The sequence below is a fragment of the Streptomyces sp. NPDC028907 genome (assembly GCF_055564995.1).
On record NZ_JBVHVE010000034.1, the window covers coordinates 1 to 17,255 of the forward strand.

19 protein-coding genes are annotated in these 17,255 nt (G+C 67.2%); 17 read left to right on the forward strand and 2 right to left on the reverse strand.

Translation table 11 applies throughout. From position 1 onward, the window contains the following. Positions 1 to 189: 189 nt before the first annotated feature. A complete protein-coding gene (locus tag ACZ4UU_RS44625) occupies positions 190 to 957 on the reverse strand; it encodes an endonuclease domain-containing protein (protein ID WP_471909188.1) in 768 nt (255 codons plus the stop codon). Positions 958 to 1,539: 582 nt separating this feature from the next. Here ACZ4UU_RS44625 and ACZ4UU_RS44630 point away from each other — a divergent pair. The 3 genes from ACZ4UU_RS44630 (at position 1,540) to ACZ4UU_RS44640 (ending at position 4,323) form a co-directional block, all read left to right on the forward strand. Beyond that, a complete protein-coding gene (locus tag ACZ4UU_RS44630) occupies positions 1,540 to 2,868 on the forward strand; it encodes a PIN-like domain-containing protein (RefSeq protein ID WP_471909204.1) in 1,329 nt (442 codons plus the stop codon). 103 nt (positions 2,869 to 2,971) lie between these two features. Next, positions 2,972 to 3,424: a FadR/GntR family transcriptional regulator gene (locus ACZ4UU_RS44635; RefSeq protein WP_471909189.1), complete on the forward strand. Its 453-nt coding sequence runs from the start codon at positions 2,972 to 2,974 to the stop codon at positions 3,422 to 3,424. Continuing rightward, positions 3,421 to 4,323: a phosphotransferase enzyme family protein gene (locus ACZ4UU_RS44640; protein WP_471909190.1), complete on the forward strand. Its 903-nt coding sequence runs from the start codon at positions 3,421 to 3,423 to the stop codon at positions 4,321 to 4,323. Before ACZ4UU_RS44635 ends, ACZ4UU_RS44640 begins: the two co-directional genes overlap by 4 nt. 5 nt (positions 4,324 to 4,328) lie before the next feature. Here the strand turns inward: ACZ4UU_RS44640 and ACZ4UU_RS44645 are convergent, their stop codons facing one another. Next, complete coding sequence (locus ACZ4UU_RS44645) at positions 4,329 to 5,702, reverse strand: hypothetical protein (protein WP_471909191.1); 1,374 nt, start codon at positions 5,700 to 5,702, stop codon at positions 4,329 to 4,331. Between the two features lie 584 nt (positions 5,703 to 6,286). Between ACZ4UU_RS44645 and ACZ4UU_RS44650 the strand changes: the two genes are divergently transcribed. From ACZ4UU_RS44650 to ACZ4UU_RS44715, 14 genes are all read left to right on the forward strand, one after another. After that, complete coding sequence (locus ACZ4UU_RS44650; protein WP_471909192.1) at positions 6,287 to 6,556, forward strand: DUF6284 family protein; 270 nt, start codon at positions 6,287 to 6,289, stop codon at positions 6,554 to 6,556. Continuing rightward, entirely contained in the window at positions 6,556 to 6,843 is a 288-nt protein-coding gene (locus tag ACZ4UU_RS44655; protein WP_471909193.1) for a hypothetical protein, read from the forward strand. The genes ACZ4UU_RS44650 and ACZ4UU_RS44655 overlap by 1 nt, the downstream gene beginning before the upstream one ends. Before the next feature lie 56 nt (positions 6,844 to 6,899). Continuing rightward, the gene (locus tag ACZ4UU_RS44660) at positions 6,900 to 7,955 is read left to right on the forward strand and encodes a conjugal transfer protein (RefSeq protein WP_471909205.1); all 1,056 of its coding nucleotides are present in this window, start codon (positions 6,900 to 6,902) and stop codon (positions 7,953 to 7,955) included. Further along, positions 7,955 to 8,341, forward strand: a complete 387-nt coding sequence (locus tag ACZ4UU_RS44665; RefSeq protein ID WP_471909194.1) for an RRQRL motif-containing zinc-binding protein — start codon at positions 7,955 to 7,957, stop codon at positions 8,339 to 8,341. Before ACZ4UU_RS44660 ends, ACZ4UU_RS44665 begins: the two co-directional genes overlap by 1 nt. Before the next feature lie 2 nt (positions 8,342 to 8,343). Further along, positions 8,344 to 8,664 (forward strand): hypothetical protein, encoded by a 321-nt coding sequence (locus ACZ4UU_RS44670; protein ID WP_471909195.1) that lies wholly within the window; start codon positions 8,344 to 8,346, stop codon positions 8,662 to 8,664. Positions 8,665 to 8,666: 2 nt separating this feature from the next. Further along, the gene (locus ACZ4UU_RS44675) at positions 8,667 to 8,840 is read left to right on the forward strand and encodes a pRL2-8 (RefSeq protein ID WP_471909196.1); all 174 of its coding nucleotides are present in this window, start codon (positions 8,667 to 8,669) and stop codon (positions 8,838 to 8,840) included. A gap of 97 nt (positions 8,841 to 8,937) precedes the next feature. Further along, positions 8,938 to 11,055 carry an FtsK/SpoIIIE domain-containing protein gene (locus ACZ4UU_RS44680; protein ID WP_471909197.1) on the forward strand — a complete coding sequence of 706 codons (2,118 nt, stop codon included), beginning with the start codon at positions 8,938 to 8,940 and terminating at the stop codon, positions 11,053 to 11,055. A gap of 204 nt (positions 11,056 to 11,259) precedes the next feature. Beyond that, positions 11,260 to 11,724, forward strand: coding sequence for a hypothetical protein (locus ACZ4UU_RS44685; RefSeq protein WP_471909198.1), 465 nt, complete (start codon positions 11,260 to 11,262; stop codon positions 11,722 to 11,724). An 87-nt stretch (positions 11,725 to 11,811) separates the two neighbouring features. After that, positions 11,812 to 12,552, forward strand: a complete 741-nt coding sequence (locus ACZ4UU_RS44690; protein WP_471909199.1) for a DNA methylase — start codon at positions 11,812 to 11,814, stop codon at positions 12,550 to 12,552. Continuing rightward, positions 12,549 to 13,427 (forward strand): bifunctional DNA primase/polymerase, encoded by an 879-nt coding sequence (locus ACZ4UU_RS44695; RefSeq protein WP_471909200.1) that lies wholly within the window; start codon positions 12,549 to 12,551, stop codon positions 13,425 to 13,427. The genes ACZ4UU_RS44690 and ACZ4UU_RS44695 overlap by 4 nt, the downstream gene beginning before the upstream one ends. Beyond that, positions 13,424 to 13,747, forward strand: a complete 324-nt coding sequence (locus ACZ4UU_RS44700) for a hypothetical protein (RefSeq protein WP_471909201.1) — start codon at positions 13,424 to 13,426, stop codon at positions 13,745 to 13,747. The genes ACZ4UU_RS44695 and ACZ4UU_RS44700 overlap by 4 nt, the downstream gene beginning before the upstream one ends. Before the next feature lie 11 nt (positions 13,748 to 13,758). Next, on the forward strand, positions 13,759 to 15,303 hold the full coding sequence (locus ACZ4UU_RS44705; protein WP_471909206.1) for a YfjI family protein: 1,545 nt from the start codon (positions 13,759 to 13,761) through the stop codon (positions 15,301 to 15,303). 368 nt (positions 15,304 to 15,671) lie between these two features. After that, positions 15,672 to 15,860: a helix-turn-helix domain-containing protein gene (locus tag ACZ4UU_RS44710; protein ID WP_471909202.1), complete on the forward strand. Its 189-nt coding sequence runs from the start codon at positions 15,672 to 15,674 to the stop codon at positions 15,858 to 15,860. A 288-nt stretch (positions 15,861 to 16,148) separates the two neighbouring features. Further along, the gene (locus ACZ4UU_RS44715) at positions 16,149 to 17,174 is read left to right on the forward strand and encodes a tyrosine-type recombinase/integrase (protein WP_471909203.1); all 1,026 of its coding nucleotides are present in this window, start codon (positions 16,149 to 16,151) and stop codon (positions 17,172 to 17,174) included. Positions 17,175 to 17,255 lie beyond the last annotated feature (81 nt).

A 17,255-nucleotide genomic window follows, 5' to 3' on the forward strand; every position in this document is an offset into this window, starting at 1 on the left:
CGGGGGTGCCGCCCTCACTTGCATTGTCTGCGGAGACTGTCAAGCTACGTCGCTGACCAGGGGAAATGGCGTTTGGTGGCGTTGGCTGCCGCTGAGCCTGTGTGACGCCGTTGTGCCCTCGTTGTGCCCTCCGGATGCGGCAAGGATCTGTCGCAGACTTCGACGACGCGTAGTGGGCGAACCCCTGAGCTATGCACTGCAAGGCCTCCATGTGTCTGTGTGCTTGGGGCACAGGCGGTAGTAGCTGTCATCCAGGTTGCGGCTGTGTGTTGCTCGACCATGCTGAGGTCGCCATCCACGCCAGTAACGTGTGTTGCAGCGATTGCACAGTGGAGCGCGCACGAAGCCATGCGTATGGCAGTGGTCCCACACGCTCGCGCGCACGGTCATGCAGCTCGCGCACATGAATTGCGCGGCCGCTGGCCAGTTACGTCGGCCAGCGCGATCGACGCAGTAGCGTTCGCCCGTCAGTTCGCCGCCGTAGACCACGGCGTTCGCGTCGCTGCCTCTCGCGCCGTAGACGACGCCGGTACGGGTGCATTCGCCGGTGTCGGCCACCACCGCGTCCCCGACCCGCTCAAACCAGCCTGCGGCGTCCTGCCCATGATGCGCCCCTAGGCATGAGCACTGGCATTCGATACCCGTCGCTTCCAAGCACGCCCTTGTGCACTGCGACAGCTTCGACATGTCTCGCCAGAGCACGATGAACCCGTACCGGTCGACCGCCGCTGTCACCAGCCGCACGAGACTGCTTCGTGGCAGGTTCCATTGATCACCGTTGAACCCCGGGGAACGGATGCCCACTGTCTCGTGCAGCCAACGGCGGTTGCCCTTCCGGGGCGGCAGCTTAGCGATGACTTGCCCGTGCAGCGGAAGCCATACCGTCGGCACTGGCCCGACCCCAGGCTTGGTGACTACGCACTCGCCGACGATGCGTACTGGTAAGTCGTCCATCATATCTCCACGGTGACAGGAAGATCGGCGATCGGGAACCCTGCCTTCAGCATCGTCCACGCTGGTCAGGGCGTGATGCGAACGAGTTCGTTGATGCTCAGACCCGTGCGGGCGCCACGACTGGTGGGGCGAGTTCGTGAGGGGTTGCCCCCAACACGCTTTCCAACCGTCCGCCTGGCCGTACGGGGGCGTCCGGCAGTGACTGGACACGGCAGTGACTGGACACAGACCAGGGCAGGAGCGGCGAAGCTGGCTGAAGCATCTGCCACGTGGGTGCTGAGGTGGAGGGCGACGTCTGGGCTGTCATAGCCGGGCTCATAGCGACGATTGCCGACCACATCCTCTCGCTTGCGAGGGGTATGCAAGCGAATTCTTGCAAAAACCCTGTTTTCGACAGGAACGTATGGGAAAATGGCTACTCGCATGCAACTTGACGCGGCTGCGCTAGGGGGAGAATTGAACAACGACGGTGAATCTGCGCCGGCAGGTGAGGATAAGAATGCGGGAAGGCGCGGAATTTTCGATTGCGATGACGCCTATAGGACTCCGGCCGGAGATGACTATAGGCGGCTTTTTGAGACTGGAATGATTGTCGTTGACACCAACGTCCTGATAAATCTGTACCGATCGAATGGCAGAACTCGAAGGGACACGTTCGCAGTACTCCGCCAACTCCAAAACCAAATTTGGGTACCGCACCAAGTGTTGTCTGAGTTCTGGAGGAATCGCGATCTGCCATCAGTGAAAGGTCATCACCACGCAAAGGCTCGAACTGCGTGCACGGCACTTGATAAATCCTTCAGATCGCTGAGTGACGCAGTTGAGCGGTGGCTAAAAGACGTGCATCTAGATGCAGACGATGCAGCCCGCCAACGTATCGGAAGATACAAGGAGGGAATTCAGAACTCGCTCGATAAAATGAAGCTATTTATTGAGGAGCAGGCGAAAGAAGACGCTTTGGGGGGCACGGAAAGTACCCGAACAGACCCTGTTCTCCTGCAACTGGAGCCGTTGCTTCTCGGCAGAATCGGCGACCCCCTTTCCTCTGAGGAGTATTTAGAGGCCGTGGCGGAGGGGAAGCGGCGAGCAGAAAAGGAGATCCCTCCGGGCTACGCGGACTATGGTGAAAAGCCGGATGGCCAGGCAGCAGGCGACTATATCGTCTGGAAGCAGGTCATTGATGAAGCTGCGCGAACCAGCCGTGATGTGTTGCTAGTCACTGGTGATATCAAGGAGGATTGGTGGACGCCACGGACTAATCAGAGTCCTGCCCGACCGAGATCAGAACTTGAGAAAGAGTTGCGGAATCGTGCGGGGGTTGCACTATTTATGCTTACCCCGAGTCAATTGCTTGCCGAGGCCTCTGCTGCCTTTAAAATGCAGGTCGACGAGCGCTCGGTGAATGACTTGGCAAGTCGTGAGGGTGGCGCTGAGATTTTTCCAGCGAGCCTACGCAGTGCGATTGTTGCTGGTATCGAGTCGGCGCATGAGCGGGCGCAAGCGGCCCATGAAGTAAGTGGCCTGAATACGAGTTCCCCCTACGGGGTGACGATGATCCAGGCGGTTCGCGAAGAACTCAACGAGCGGATCGCTGCAATAGGTGGGTCGCACATCCTTGTTGAAGGGAGGGAATATCCAGTCTTCGATGGTCTGCTGCTGCTGTCATTCAGGACGTCTCGGGCTGCTCATCCAACCAGCGCACTGAGGTCGCCAAGAATTAGAGCCGTACGAGAATTAATTGAACCGTCGGAGGAGTTCCCCAGCTTTGGTGACGCGGCGCATAAGGATCTCACTCCCGTGATCATTACGTACGCTTCTAAGCATGATTCGGGTGTTCAGGTCATCCGGGCCGGGATGGGGCGTTTTGCAGGCGGGGGGAACTTCGAATTTCACTTGCAATCGAGGCTGCTCTGAAGGCATAGCCAAGACAGACAGGCGGCAGACTGGGACTCGCGTGCGAAGCTTGAAGCTGTGAGGCGCTGGCAGGACGCTGGCGGGGCAAGGAAGGGGAGGTCACGTGCCGCAGGGCAGTCCGCGAGGTACGTACCTGGAGGTTTCGGAATCCCTCCGCGAGAAGATCAGGAAGGGAAAGATCACTGAGGCGCTGCCGTCTCAGTCGGCACTCGTGAGCGAGTACGGCGTCAGCCGCAGCACCATCGAGCGGGCGCTTGCCGCGCTCCGAGCTGAGGCCGTCATCGAGTCGGTGCAGGGCGTCGGGTGGTACGTCGCAGGGAGCGGCGACCGTCGGCCGTTGGTCGAGAAGGTGACCGACCTGTTGCGGGCTGACGAGGTCAGCGTCGGCGACCGTTTCCCCACCGAGAAGGAGCTATGCGAGCGGTTCGGAGCGTCGAGGACTGCCGTCCGCTCTGCCATCGCGCAGATGGAGGGGCGAGGACTCATTGGCAAGGCTGCCGGGCGAGGACGGGAGGTCCGCGCATTGCCGGGCGGACAGGGGGCTCAGACGGCATGACGACGACCGAGCGCACAGAGTTCGACGCAGACGCGGCAGCGACCATTCTGCGAAAGGCGTGCGAGGTCGCAGACGTAGACCCGAACGGAATCGAGATGCTGCGATTCGGGGACCATGCGGTATTCCGAATCGACGGCGGCCGTATCGTCTCTCGGGTAGGTCGTAGCCCTGATCGTCTTCCCTCCGTGCAAAGGGAAGTGGCCGTAGCGGAATGGCTTGAGGCTGAGGAATACCCGGCGGCACGCCTGGTCACAGCGGCTGAACAACCGGTGGTCATTCACGGGCATCCGGTGACGTTTTGGCAAGGCCTAGCCGACGGGGAAACGTACGCCTGTACTGGCGAGATGGGTGAATTGCTTCGGCGACTTCACGAACTGGAGTCACCGCATTTCTCTCTCCCACCCCTTCGGCCTTTCGAAAAAGTCACACAGCGCCTGAATCGTGCCGCGATCCCGGACGCGACCCGCTCTTTCCTCCGGACGATGGCAGATGACTTGGAGGGCGAATACGGCCGTCTCCGGTTCGCCCTTCCGGTCGGGCATCTCCATGGTGACTTCAACGTGGGCAACGTCCTGCACGACGCGGCCGGGCACCCCAAGGTCATCGACCTAGATGGGTTCGTCACGGGCCCGCGAGAGTGGGATCTCATGCAGACCGCCATGTACTACGACAGCTTCGCCTGGCACACAGAAGCTGAGTATGCGGATTTCGTTACCGGATACGGATTCGATGTGAGGGGATGGTCTGGGTATTCGGTCCTGCGGAGCATTCGGGAACTGTTGATGGTCACGTGGCTTTCGCAGAATGCCGGTACCGATCCTCGCGCGGCGGAGGAAGTTGAGAAGAGGGTGGAAAGCCTCCGGTCGGGTGGATCTCGTCGGGATTGGGCACCTTTCTAGGGGCGTCAGCCGACCTGTTGCCAGAGGCGGAAGCCACGGGCTTGTTCCTCGAATGCAAGGAACTCCGTGGCCCGCCTCATTCCAGGCGTTACGCGTCCCTGGAATTCCCGTACATACTGAACGCAACGCGCGGACTTCAGCCCCTCGCCGAGTTTGAGTGCGTTCAATGCGATATTGAATCCTTGACCGATCTCGCCCTGATTGATATGTGCCTCAGCCTGAACCATCGTCGCGAAGAAGTCGCTTCGGTTGTTCAGGCCGTCACCGAAGATGGAGCCGGCACCCCGCTCCGTGGCCTCCACGGAGCGGCCCAGGTCGCGGAAGCAGTGGCCTATCTCGGCTGCAAGCTCCACTTCGTCGAAGTATGCGATGTACGGCGGATCGCTGTCCGGGGTCCGTAGGCCAAGCATGCGTTCCGCCTCTGCGAGGGCGAGGTCGCAACCTCGTGCATCCCCGAGGCGGGCGAGAGCCCGCGCCTCCATGGCGCGGAACTGTGCCGTCATCGTCGGCCCGAGGACGCCAGCGGGGCCTGTGTATGCCGCACGGGCGAGGGTCGCGGCGTCCTGGTACCGCCCCAAGAACGTCGCCTGATGGCTCATCGCCGAGAGGATGCTTCCGCCCAGGAGCCTGTCACCTGCTGCTTGCGTCATGCGCAGAGCCTGGATCAGGTACCGCTGAGCGATGCCGTGCAAGCCGCTGTCATACGACATCCAACCGGCGAGTAGGAGTGCTTCGGCCACGGCGGAGTGCAGTTCCTTGCCCACGACGTCGGAGTACTTTCCGTCAAGCATCGGGCGGACATCCGTGTGCAGGTACTGAATCAGAGCCCGCCGGGCGTGGCCACCGCCGAACTTGCCGTCAAGCATGCTGAAGGCGTCGGCTGTCGAGCGGATCATGTCCACGTCCACGGCGCCGACCGCTCTGTTGCCTGCCTGCGCGAGTTCGCTGTCCGGAGGGGCGACAATCCAGCGCAGGGAAGCGGTGTTCCATGCTGCAGAGTCCGGCTGCGCCCGCACCAACGCCTGAGCGTCAGCCAGATCGGCCCGCCAGAGGTCGGACACTGTCTTGGTTGCCGTCTCCGGCTTGTCCGCGAACTCCAAGCCCAGGTCCGGCTGTACAGCGGACACCGCCGCGCTGCCCATCCCGACGTCGTCTATAGCGAGTTGGCGTCCCAGCTTGCGCCCGATGGCGTCGGCGATGAACTGAGGCATGTTGCCGCGCGGTATGGAGCCCTTGAGCCACCTGGTGACGTACGTGTGGTCACAGGTGACGACCTCGCTCGACCGGGCGGCAGCGGTGACCACCGCGCGAGCAAGCGACTTGTGCGAGAGGTCGGCTTCCTGCATGAGCGCAGCCAGTCTGGCGTTCTGGTCTGCCATCGAACCCCCAGAGAGCGGCCGTAGTACCAGCTTGACCCAACGTCACTCTACGCAGGTCAAAGCCGGGGTGTAGAGGGGGCCGCGTAGGAGTGCACGAGTGCACCCCCAAGTGCACGCTCCCGAAGTGCCCGCGGTTTGGCGACAGTTGAATCACCACCGCACGGGAAGGGTCGGCGGCCCCAAGTCGAAAGCGACGGGGTTGACGACGCGCAATCCTTCTGCCAACGTGAGTGGTAGGTAATACACACCACTCAGTGCCGTGTGATGCCGACCGTGCAACGCCCGGAGGAAAGCCCGCAGGGGTGAGTACGAAGGCAGCGTCAGTTGGTTGACAACTCCAAACAGGGAACTGCCGGTAACCCGTGGTCCGCCTGCCCGAAGGGGTCGGAAACAAGGCGGAGAAGACCGGCGTGCCCCGCGCGGCAATCCCGACTGGTTCGAGTCCAGTCCGGGGCACCGGCCGCTCTTTGCGGCCTACCGCACCACCCGTGTGCGGCATTCACCTTCAACGGCGCGCACCCCCGGAGTTGCAGCTCCGGGGGTGCTGTTCGGGCCGTTTCCACTGCTGAGAGGAACCACGACCCATGAGCCCCATCGTCACTGTTCAGGACGCTGTTACCGCGTTCGCCGACTTCATCGAGCCGACGGATGCGGAGCTGGACGCGATCGAGCAGGAGTTGCCCGTCATCCTGGCGGACGTCGACCTGCTGGACGCGCAGATCATCACCCTTGACCGCACGCCGACCGAGCTGGACGCCCGCCGCATCCGCCGCGCACGCAACCGGGTGCTCACCGCCCGGCGCGACGTGGCCAACCGCACGGCCGGCGTGAGCCTGCCGGGGGGTGCCGCGTAATGGGCCGCCGATTCAAGGACATGCAGACCCCGGAACAGCTGTGGGCCGCCCGGCAGGCGCCGCGCCTGCGTGGCATGGCCTACCAGGCCGAGCAGGAGTCGGAGCGGCAGCAGATGACCGCCGACGTGTACGGGCGGCAGGGCCGTGACTACAGCGATCCGGCGAAGGCGGCCCGCGCTCAGCGTGAGGCCGACCGGCTGCGGGCGCGTGGCAAGGCGCTGCGGGACACCGCGAGCCGCGCCGAAGCGGAGGCCGCCCCGAAGAAGCACCGGGGGTGGTTCCGTTGAGCGCAACCAAGCTGACCCACGTTCAGATCGGTGTGTTGGCAGCCGCGTTCGTGCCGATGCTCGCTACGGGCGTGTTCGGCGGGATCGGCACGTACAGCAACATCGGCCATTCCTACGGCAAGGGCACCGCGCTCGGTGCGCTCGCGGCCGGTGAGGGCGCTACCGCCGTGCTCGCTCTGGTCCTGCTAGGTCTGACGATGCTGGGCCAGTCCTCCCCGCCCATCGTCCGGATGGGGTTGTGGGCGCTGCCGGCCGCGGCCGCTGTCATGGGCGCGATGGCCGCACCCGACATGGGCCGCACCGTCATCTACGCCCTGACCCCGATGGGCATGTCCGTGTCGGCGGAGGGCATGGCGTTCCTCGCCCGGCGCATCGTGGTCCACACGGACGGCCGTGACGCGGAGCACGAGCGTCGCACCGCCGACTTGGTGCAGGCGCTCGCCTACCACCGCGCTCGTGCCACGCAGCATCCGACGGGCTGGGTCAGGAAGTGGTCGGAGCTGAAGTCGTGGCGTCTGGCGCGCAGGGTCGGTGTCGGGGATGTGGCGCTCGGATCGAGGCTGCTGGAGGTGCAGCGCAGTCGGGTCACGGCCGGTGCGGATGCTGCGCTCGCGTCGATGTTCGGCGGCACGCACCCAGTCGCCGTCCTCGATCCCGCCCCGGGCGCGAATGCGGAGGAATCCACCGAGACCGCAATGAAACGGTCTATGGCTGAGCTGCGGGAATCGACCCCGGAGCCGGTGGTGACGCTGGCCCGGCTGTCGGTGCCGGATCCGGTCGCGGTCGACCTGGGCAAGTCGATTCCTCCGCTGAAGCCGGTGCCCGCCATCGCCGCCCCGATCGAGCCTGCCGTCACGAAGCCCACGCGGCGGAGCATCGCGGCGGAGTCGACCCCGCCGCGACGGGCGACCGGCAGGCTCCCCGAGGCGGCTCGATCGCCCCGACCGAAGCGCACCCCGGATCAGTTGCTCGCTGAGGCACGCAAGGCCACCGCTGACTGGCCGGACGCGAAGGTGACCGGCGAGGGCATCCGCCGTGCGATCCACACCTCGCCCGCGAACGCCCGCAAGCTGCGCGATGCCCTGCTCGCTGAGCGGGCTGAGGCTGCCTGATGCAGGCCCGGTTCTGGGACCCGGACGGCGCCACGTACGGCATCCCCACCTACCCGCTTCACCTGGCCCCTGAGGGTCTGGCCACGCGTAAGCAGTTGCGGGCACGTGGGCTGCGGCCGGGCGGTCAGGAGATCGCCGCTCAGTTGATGTGGCGCTACCCGCGCGGCATCGCGGCCGCGTACCTCTACCGCATCGACCTGGCCAAGCCCGTGCGGCCGATGACGCCGGCGCGGTGGCGGGCGCACGAAGCGATGATGCGCCCCCGCCGCACCTGCCCCGCATGCGGCAAGGACGTCGGCTACGTCATCCGGACCTCGATCGGCACGTGCGAGCCCTGCGACCCCACCCGCTCCACCTCCACCCACCACACCCTGAGGAGCGCCTGACCATGGGCAATGCCGACATCCGCCGCCTGGACAAGGAGATCCGGCGCACGCAGAACAAGCTGGAAGCCGTCAAGCGGGGCGAGTGGTGGCCGCTGACCGCCCGGGAACGGCTCGCCATGACCCGCGCGATGGCGGGCGGCGCCCGCAGCATCCACCGGGGCAACAGCACGGCCGGTGCGGAGAACCGGATGGACTCCGTCGGCTCCGCCGTCGAGACCCGGCTGAACGCGGAACTGACCGCCCTGATCGGCGAGCGCCAGCGGCTCATCACCGAGGCCGCCCGCGCCAAGGTCGCCCGTAAGTCCTCGGGCTGGGGGTGGTGACCATGGCCCGCACCGAGACGCCTCCGGGCCAGTGCCCGCAGTGCTGGCAGCACGCCCACGACCGGCGCGCACACCGCCACCTCAAGCCCCGCGAGGACTGCCCGCAGTGCGTCGACCACATGCGCAACGGCCACCCCTACCTGGTGCCCCCCAAGCCGAAGTCCCGCTGGTTCTGACCAGCCACAACACCCGGGGTGGCCGCCTCTTTCCACGGACACAGCCACCCCGGGCCACCTCCCGCCCCGGATCGGGGCAGTCAGGAGACATCCCAGCATGACCGAGAACGTCGTTCACCTGCACAAGAACACCGAACCGCCGACCGATGAGGCGGCCGTGACCACGCTGACCGTGGTCCCCGAGGCGCCGCCCGCCCGTCCGGTGCCGCTGTGGGTGCGCTCCGGGCGCGCGGTGAAGACCGCCGCCACCCACGAGCGCACCAAGACCACCGGCCGAGCGGTGGCACGGCACGGGCTCTACACGTTCAACGGGGGCCGGATCGTGGCCCGCCGTGCCTGGGACGCCCGCACTCCGGCCCGCTACGAACGCATGCAGCGCGCCGCCGAAGCCGCGGGAAACTACGAGCTGGCGCAGGAGTGGGAGGAGCGCGGGCAGCGCTTCCGCGACGCACGCCACCGCCGCCGCATGGACCTGCTGCACTCCCCGCTGGAGGTCGCCAAGGGTGTCGCGGTCGGCACCGGGATGGGCATCGGGACGCTCGTCGCGCTCGGGGTGGTGATGGCCATCAACAACGGCGACGTCAAGGACGTCATCACCCCGCTCGCCGCGACGATCGACTTCATCGGCCTGCTGATCCGGATCGTGCAGATCGTGTGGGGCCCGGCCCTCACGATCGGCCCGTTCCTGGCCCTGCTCGCCCTGTGGGCCGTCGGCAGCAAGCAGCAGGCCGCACCCCAATGGGCACTGCCCGCGAACGTGCGCTCCGGCGAGGGTGAGCCGATCACCCCGTCCATCGTGGTCAAGGCCCTGCGCGACCTGGGCATCCCCGCGATGCGCAACGCCATCAAGGAAATGGGCGACGCCGGCGCCTCCATGCTCGGCCCCATCACGATCGCCGGATGCGGTGTCGAAGTCGACGTGACCCTTCCGTCGGGGGTGTCGACGAACGAGGTGCAGCAGCGCCGCCGCAAGCTGGCGGAGAACCTCACCCGGCACGAGCACGAGGTGTTCATCACCATCCCCACCGCCGCCCGCACCGTCAGGTTGTGGGTCGCGGACTCAGGGGCGCTGGACGAGCCGATCGGGCCGTCGCCGCTGGTCACCGACGAGACGATGACCGCCGACTACGCCAAGGGCCGCGCCCCGTGGGGTCAGGACCTGCGCGGGGACGCCGCCGCGCTGAGCCTGTATCAGCGGCACCTGCTCATCACGGGCCTGTCCAACCAGGGCAAGACCGTCGCCCTGCGCTCCCTGGCCCTGTGGCTGTCGCTGGACAAGTCGGTGCAGTTCCTCATGGGCGACCTCAAGGGCGTCGGCGACTGGGCCATGTTCGACGGCCTCGCCACGACGCTGATCCAGGGGCCGACGGATGAGCACGTGATCCAGGTGACCGAGATGGTCGAAGGCGCGGTCGACGAGATGAACCGGCGTCTGATGGCCCCGCCCGGAACGCAGTTCCCGCCGCTGATCGTGCTGGTCGACGAGGCACAGGTCGCGTTCATGTGCCCCCTCAAGGACGAGGACAAGCGCCCGTACGGCGGCTCCAAGGCCACCAGCCGGTACTTCATGGCCGTCCGCAAGATCCACAACCAGGGTCGCGCGGTCAACGTCCTGATGTGGCAGGGCACCCAGGACCCCACCAACGAGAACCTCCCCAAGATGGTCCGCGAGGGCGCACACACCCGCGCCTCGCTCGCGCTTGGCACGGAATCTCAGGCCCGCATGGCGCTCGGGGACAAGGCCGTCGACGGCGGCGCCGCGCCGAACCTGCTGCGTCCCGGCCTGGATCAGGGAACCCTGGTCCTGGCCTCCTCCGGCATCGACATCCCGGCCGGACAGTCGTCCATCACGGTGCGCACGCACTACATCGACGACGACGCTGCCAAGGCCATCACCGACCGAGCCAAGGCGATGCGCGACGGCGTCACCACCCTGCACGCCATCGAGCGCGGCGAGGACCGTGACCCGCTCGCCGACATCGCCGCTGTCGTCGGCGACGCGACCCGCGTGCGCACGAAGGACGTGCTGGCGCGGCTCGCCACGCTGAACGCGGACGCCTACGGCAGCTGGTCGTTCATCGACCTCAAGCGCGTCCTGGACGACGCCGCCGCCGAGCCGTACAAGTCCGACGGCGTCATGGTCGTCGCCCGCGAACGCGTCCTGCGCGCCCTCGCCAACCGCGACGGAGACGGTTCCGCTTCCGACGCCGGATGACAGGGAGCCGACCCCGCCCGGGTCAGGGAGACAGGGAGAACTCCCTAACCCCCTCCCTGACCCGCCTCCCTGGCCCTGACCTGCACGAATGATCACTCAGGGAGGCAGGGAGGCACCCCAGGTCAGACCCCTGAAACCCCCTCCACACGGCATCCCGAAGGGGGTGCCTCCGCCTCCCTGACCCGTCTTCGGAAGGGATTCCGCATGTACCCCGAGCACACCCAACGCGTCCCCGTCCATGGGGCCGTGGAAGTCCACCAGCCCACCCCCATTACCCCCGCCGTGATGACGCCGGCGCCGCTCGTTCCCGTCCAGTCGGGCACCGTCCCGGCCGTGGCGAGCGTCGTCCTGCCGGACGGCCGCGTCGTCACCGGCTACGCCATCAACCCCGCCCAGCCCGAACCCGTCGTGGCCAAGCCGCCCGTCTCCCGCTCGGCCGTGAACGTCGCCCTCGGGGGTGTGGGGTTCCTCGCGGTGTGCGGCGGGCTGTTGCTGCTGACAACGTTCATCGCCGCCCTGACCGCGCTGATCACTCAGCTCATCACGCTGGCCGCCGTGATCTTCGGCGGGTGGATCGCGGTGCAGGTGTTCAGCGCGAGCAGCCACAAGGGCGGGACCACGGTCAACATCCGCAAGGCCGTCATCAAGCGCAACCGCTTCTACCAGTAGCTACGCCAAGGGCGGCCCCCGTCTCGCCAAAGTCCGGGGCCGCCCTGACCTCCCAGCATCCATCCCAGGAACTGGAGATCTCCCAGCATGACGCAACCCACCGACATCCGGCGAGTGCCGGACACCTTCCGCCCCTTCAAGGTCTTGGACGGCTGCTGCTGCATCGGCGGTGGCACCGAGGGCTACCGGCGTGCCTTCGGCCCGAACTGCCACATCACCGGCGTGGACATCGAACCGCAACCCGACTACCGGGGCGACGACTTCCACCAGGGCGACGTCGTCGAGTACATCCGCGCCCACGGCCACGAGTACGACTTCATCCACGTCTCGCCGCCCTGCCAGGGCGAGGGCGCCCCCACCAAGGGCACCAACGCCGCTCGCAACGCCGCGATCGGCCGTACCTACCCCCGGCTCATCGCCCCCGTGCGGGCCGCGCTGGAAGCCACGGGTCGGCCGTACGCGATCGAGAACGTGGCCGGCTCCGAGGTCCGCAAGGACATCCGGCTGTGCGGTGAACAGTTCGGCCTCGCCGTGCTCATGCACCGCTACTTCGAACTCGGGGGCTGGACGGCCGTGCAGCCGGCCCACCCCCGGCATCGGGGCAGGGTGCGCGGCTGGCGCCACGGCGAGTACCACGACGGCCCGTACGTGGCCGCGTACGGCAAGGGAGGCGGCAAGGCAACCGTCCCCGAGATCCAATGGGCCAAGGGAATCGACTGGTCCACCGACCACCTTCGGCTGCGCGAGGCACTCCCGCCCGCCTACACCGAGTGGATCGGCCGTGCCTACCTCGCCCACCTCGCCACCTCCTTGGGGGCTGTCGCGTGAGCACGATTCCCGAGTCCTTGCGCATCGCCCTCGCCCTTGCTGAGGCCGGTGTGCCGCCGCTTCCGCTGCGAGCGGGCAAGGTCCCGTTCGGCAACTGCCGCACATGCGCGAAGAACGCGTGTGGCGGCCGGCCGAACATGAAGAGCGCGGGCCCCTGCAGGTGCCCCGCGCCGTGCCACGCGTGGGCCGCTGCGACCACCGATCCGCACGTCCTCACCTCGCCCGTGTGGGCGCCGCTGTGGCGTGAGGCGGTGGCCGTCGCCTACCACCCCGGCGGGGCCGGGCTGACGGTGGTCGACCTGGACAACGCGGCGGCCGTCGACTGGGCCCGCGCGACGCTGCCCGCCACCCGGACCGTGCGGACGACGCGGGGCGAACACTGGATCTACCGGGGCGCCATGGCGTCGTCGAACGCAGTCCGGCCCGGGGTCGACATCAAGTCGCTGACGCAGTACGCCCGGTGGCTCGGTTCCGGCACCGGTCGCATGGTCGTTCTCCCGGCGGCCGTGCGCGCCCTGGTCGTGAAGGAAGACACCACCCCCGCCCGGCGCGGGGTGGCCTCTTCTCTCCCTGCCCGCGCCACGTGGGGCCGTTCGGTGGCCACCGGGTGCCGCCACACCGAGCGCTACGTCCGCACCGGTCTCGAACGCGGCCTCGCCCTCGTACGGGCCCGCACCGAATCCGGCGCCGGATCACAGGCGTTCGGCGTCGCCCGGTTCCTCGCCTCCCAGCACACCGCATGCCCGGGACCGTGCGGCCTCGCCGCGATCGGCGAGGAGATCGTGACGGCCGCCGTCTCGGTGGGCGTCCCGGAGACCTACGCGCGCCGCGCGGTCACCAACGGCCTTGAGACGGCTGTGGAGCGCGCGGCATGAACAAAGTATCCCGAAACCCTACGAACGGCCCTCAGGGCGCCATGCAGGGCCCGCCACGGCCGATCGTGGGCGAACCGAAGTGCGCCGCCCGCAAGGGCGTCCATATCGCTGTTGGTTCTGACCCGCAGACGGTCACCGTCACCGGCATCACCCCAGGGCTTCAGATCCAGTGCCAAGGCGTACCGGTCGCGGACTGGCTCTGTGCCTGCGGGCACCACGAACGCGCCCGGGGCCGTGCCGCCGTCATCGCCCTGCAAGCCCGCGTCATCGTCGGCATCTGCCCGCACACCGCCACCGCCGAAGGGAGGACCGCGTCATGACTGCACAGCCTGTGGACAGCCCCGACCTGTGGGCCGGACTGCCCACCCTGGAAGCACCGCCCGGCGAGGACGCGGCACCGGACGTGTGGGAGGACCCCATTCCCCTCACCGGCCGCCGCGAGCGTCCACCGTTCCCCGCCCACGTCCTCCCCGCCTGGTTGGGGGAGTTCGTGACGGCGGTCGCACAGGAGACGCAGACTCCGGTGGACCTCGCCGGTTCGGTCGCCCTCGCCGTGCTCGCCACGGCGGCCGGCGGCCGGTCGGTGGTCCACGTACGCGGCAACTGGCGCGAGCCCACCAACCTCTACACGGTCGTGGCGCTCCCGCCCGCCAACCGCAAGTCCGCCGTCTTCGCGCTGCTGACCAACCCCCTCTATGAGGCCGAGAAGCAGCTCAAGACCGCGATGCAGCCCGTGATCGTGGAAGCGGAACTGACGGCGCGGCTGGCCAAGGAAGCGGCCGACAAAGCTGCCGCCAAGGCCGCGTCCGCCGACGGCGACAAGCGCGATGACATGGTGGCCACCGCCGTCGGTCTCGCACAGACCGCCGACACGCTCACCGTCCCCGCCGAACCGGTCCTGCTGGCCGACGACTCCACCCCCGAGACGGTCACCTCGCTCATGGCCGAACAGGGCGGACGGCTGTCGGTTATGAGTGCTGAGGGCGGCATCTTCGACATCATCGCCGGCCGCTACTCCGGCGCCCCGAACATGGAAGTCTTCCTCAAGGGGCATGCCGGGGACCGGCTGAGGGTGAACCGGCAGACCCGCCGCGAGTACATCGACGCCCCCGCCCTGACCATCGGCCTCGCCGTACAGCCGGACGTGCTGCGGGACATCGGGAAGGTGAAGGGGTTCGAGGGACGCGGACTGCTGGCCCGCTTCCTGTACTCCCTGCCGGTGTCCACGGTCGGTGACCGCGAGATCATCACCGACCCGGTCCCCGAACAGACGGCCGCCACCTACACCGCGAAGGTCATCGACCTCACCCTGTCCCTGGCGGAGTGGACCGACCCGGCCGTCATCCAGCTCACCCCGGAAGCGGACGCCGATCTGATCGCCTATCAGAGGCGCATCGAACCGCAGCTCAAGGCACGCGGCGGCAAGCTGGGCCACATCTCGAACTGGGCTGGAAAGCTTGCCGGGGCCACCGCCCGCATGGCCGCGCTGCTGCACCTCGCCGAACACGGCGGCAACGGCTACGCCCACCCGGTTACCGAGGCCACCATGCGCGCGGCGATCGAGCTGGGGGAGTACTACACCGCCCACGCCCTCGCCGTGTTCGACGTCATGGGCGCCGACCCGGTCCTGTCCCGCGCCCGCAGCGTGCTGGAAGCGCTGAGGGACAACCAGTGGGAGGACGTCAGCCGACGGGACGTGTTCAGCGTTCTGTCCCGCAGCGAGGTCCCCACCGTCGCCGACCTCGAACCGGCGCTCGCGCTGCTGGAAGACCACGGCTATCTGCGGTCGTACCAGCCCGAGAAGACCGGCAAGCGCGGACGCCCCCCGGCACCCCGCCTTCAGGCCCACCCCGCCCTGCGCCACGGCGGCCGATGACCCGGCCGCACCCTCAACCCATCCCGCACAAACCGCAAAATCCGCAATAGGCCCCGGACACCCCGCTGACCTGCGACGGGACCCCTGCCCCACCCCGGCCGGGGGCCCGTCGCACAATCCCGCGAAATTCCGCAAAAAACCGAGCACCACCCTCGCTACCGGGGCCGGTCGACGACCGCCTCTGATTTTTGCGGAATATCGCGGGTTTCTGCGGAGCGATGCCCGCCGTCACACGCCCGCCGCATCACCGCAGGTCAGTGGCCCTCCCCGGGGTTTCTGCGGATATTGCGGTTTGTGCGGCGGCACTCACTCGTGAAGGCAGCTTCGGGGTGTGACTGAGCGAGTCGACGCTCGCCAGGAAGGACGTCATGAAGAGGTACTTGACGACTGCGGAAGTCGCTGAGCGCTACCGCACGTCTCCCGCAACAGTCCGCTACTGGCGCTACGCCGGAACCGGCCCGCAGTGCTTCATCAGGCGCGGTCGGCATGTCCTGTACGACGCCGCATCGCTCGACAAGTACGACGCTGAAGAGATCGGAGGCCGATGCGCAGCGTGACCCGGAACGGCAGCGAACCCCACCAGAAAGCACGCCACTTCATGGCTGACTCGGCTTGCCCTCGGGGGAGGGGAACTGATGGCTGACGTGTATGACCGCTGGCACCTATCCCGCCCGCCGGCCGACGCCAAGCCGTGCGAAGCGCACAGCACCAAGACGGCGACCGTGTACCCCGGTGCAGAGCACGGAGTCGGGAAGCGCTGGCAGGTGCGCTACCGGGACCAGTCCGGCAAGCAGTGCAAGGAGAACTTCGCGAAGAAGACCGCCGCGGAGTCCCGGGCCGCAAAGGTGACCGCCGAACTGGACGACGGCACGTTCGTGAACCGGGAACTCGGCAAGCAGAAGTTCAAGGCCATCGCCGAACGCTGGCGGGAGACGGCCGTACACCGCGAGCGCACTGAGACGAACGTCGAGCGGGCCCTTCGGCTGCACATCTACCCGACGTTCGGAAACCGGCAGATCGGCAGCATCCAGCGGGCAGACGGCCAGAAGTGGATCAAAGAGCGGTCTGCGGTAATCGCCCCATCGTCGTTCGCGACACCGTGGAACGTCTGCACCAGCATCCTGAAGATGGCCCACCAGGAGGGCATCATCCCGAAGTACCCGTGGGAGGGCCTCAAACCGCCCGAGGTGTTCTATCCGGAGATTCACCCGCTCGACCCGGAGGCGGTGAAGGCGCTGATTGTCACGGCGTCCCCCCGGTATCGGGCACTGGTGCGGCAGGCGGCTTCCACCGGACTTCGCCAGGGCGAGCTGTTCGGCATGGAAGACGACGAGCCGGCCGCTACCGTCACGGTCAAGCAGCAACTGATCGGCCCCGACAAGGGCGTGCCGTACCTGGGTGAGCCGAAGACAAAGCAGAGCTACAGAACAGTGCCTCAGGGGCAGTCTGTTGTCGACGAGATCGAGCGGCACCGCAAGGAGTTCCCGCCCAAGGCCGTGTACATCGAGGACCGGACGAACCCACGTAAGCCTGTGTGGCGACGTGCTCGGCTGCTGTACACGAGCGAGACGGGCGGGGCGATCCGGCGCGGCAGCTGGGCGAAGCTGTGGGCCCGCAACATCAAGCGGGCGAACGCCTACCTGGCGAAGTCCGGCAGCAAGGTACGCGTCCCCGAGGGCACTACGCTTCACGACCTGCGCCACTTTTACGCGTCCGTGCTGATCAAGAACGGGGCGACGCCGAAGCAGGTTCAGATGCGCCTTGGTCACGCCAAGCCATCGATCACGCTGAACGTCTACACGCATCTGTGGGAGGCAGAGGCGGATCGGACGGCCGACATGATGGAAGCCGTACTGAGCGATGTGCCCTGAGAGTGCCCTGACGGCATGGAAAACGGCTGACTTCCCTGGTCAGGAAGTCAGCCGTACACCCTGTGCGGGGGTGCCGCCCTC

Excerpts from the sequence above, each read along its gene's own strand:
- ACZ4UU_RS44655 (WP_471909193.1), top strand. The coding sequence starts at position 6,556 with ATGGGCCGCCGATTCAAGGACATGCAGACCCCGGAACAGCTGTGGGCC.
- ACZ4UU_RS44680 (WP_471909197.1), top strand. The coding sequence starts at position 8,938 with ATGACCGAGAACGTCGTTCACCTGCACAAGAACACCGAACCGCCGACC.
- ACZ4UU_RS44625 (WP_471909188.1), bottom strand. The coding sequence starts at position 957 with ATGATGGACGACTTACCAGTACGCATCGTCGGCGAGTGCGTAGTCACC.
- ACZ4UU_RS44685 (WP_471909198.1), top strand. The coding sequence starts at position 11,260 with ATGTACCCCGAGCACACCCAACGCGTCCCCGTCCATGGGGCCGTGGAA.
- ACZ4UU_RS44645 (WP_471909191.1), bottom strand. The coding sequence starts at position 5,702 with ATGGCAGACCAGAACGCCAGACTGGCTGCGCTCATGCAGGAAGCCGAC.
- ACZ4UU_RS44670 (WP_471909195.1), top strand. The coding sequence starts at position 8,344 with ATGGGCAATGCCGACATCCGCCGCCTGGACAAGGAGATCCGGCGCACG.
- ACZ4UU_RS44650 (WP_471909192.1), top strand. The coding sequence starts at position 6,287 with ATGAGCCCCATCGTCACTGTTCAGGACGCTGTTACCGCGTTCGCCGAC.
- ACZ4UU_RS44660 (WP_471909205.1), top strand. The coding sequence starts at position 6,900 with ATGCTCGCTACGGGCGTGTTCGGCGGGATCGGCACGTACAGCAACATC.
- ACZ4UU_RS44700 (WP_471909201.1), top strand. The coding sequence starts at position 13,424 with ATGAACAAAGTATCCCGAAACCCTACGAACGGCCCTCAGGGCGCCATG.
- ACZ4UU_RS44640 (WP_471909190.1), top strand. The coding sequence starts at position 3,421 with ATGACGACGACCGAGCGCACAGAGTTCGACGCAGACGCGGCAGCGACC.
- ACZ4UU_RS44665 (WP_471909194.1), top strand. The coding sequence starts at position 7,955 with ATGCAGGCCCGGTTCTGGGACCCGGACGGCGCCACGTACGGCATCCCC.
- ACZ4UU_RS44630 (WP_471909204.1), top strand. The coding sequence starts at position 1,540 with ATGATTGTCGTTGACACCAACGTCCTGATAAATCTGTACCGATCGAAT.
- ACZ4UU_RS44675 (WP_471909196.1), top strand. The coding sequence starts at position 8,667 with ATGGCCCGCACCGAGACGCCTCCGGGCCAGTGCCCGCAGTGCTGGCAG.
- ACZ4UU_RS44690 (WP_471909199.1), top strand. The coding sequence starts at position 11,812 with ATGACGCAACCCACCGACATCCGGCGAGTGCCGGACACCTTCCGCCCC.
- ACZ4UU_RS44710 (WP_471909202.1), top strand. The coding sequence starts at position 15,672 with ATGAAGAGGTACTTGACGACTGCGGAAGTCGCTGAGCGCTACCGCACG.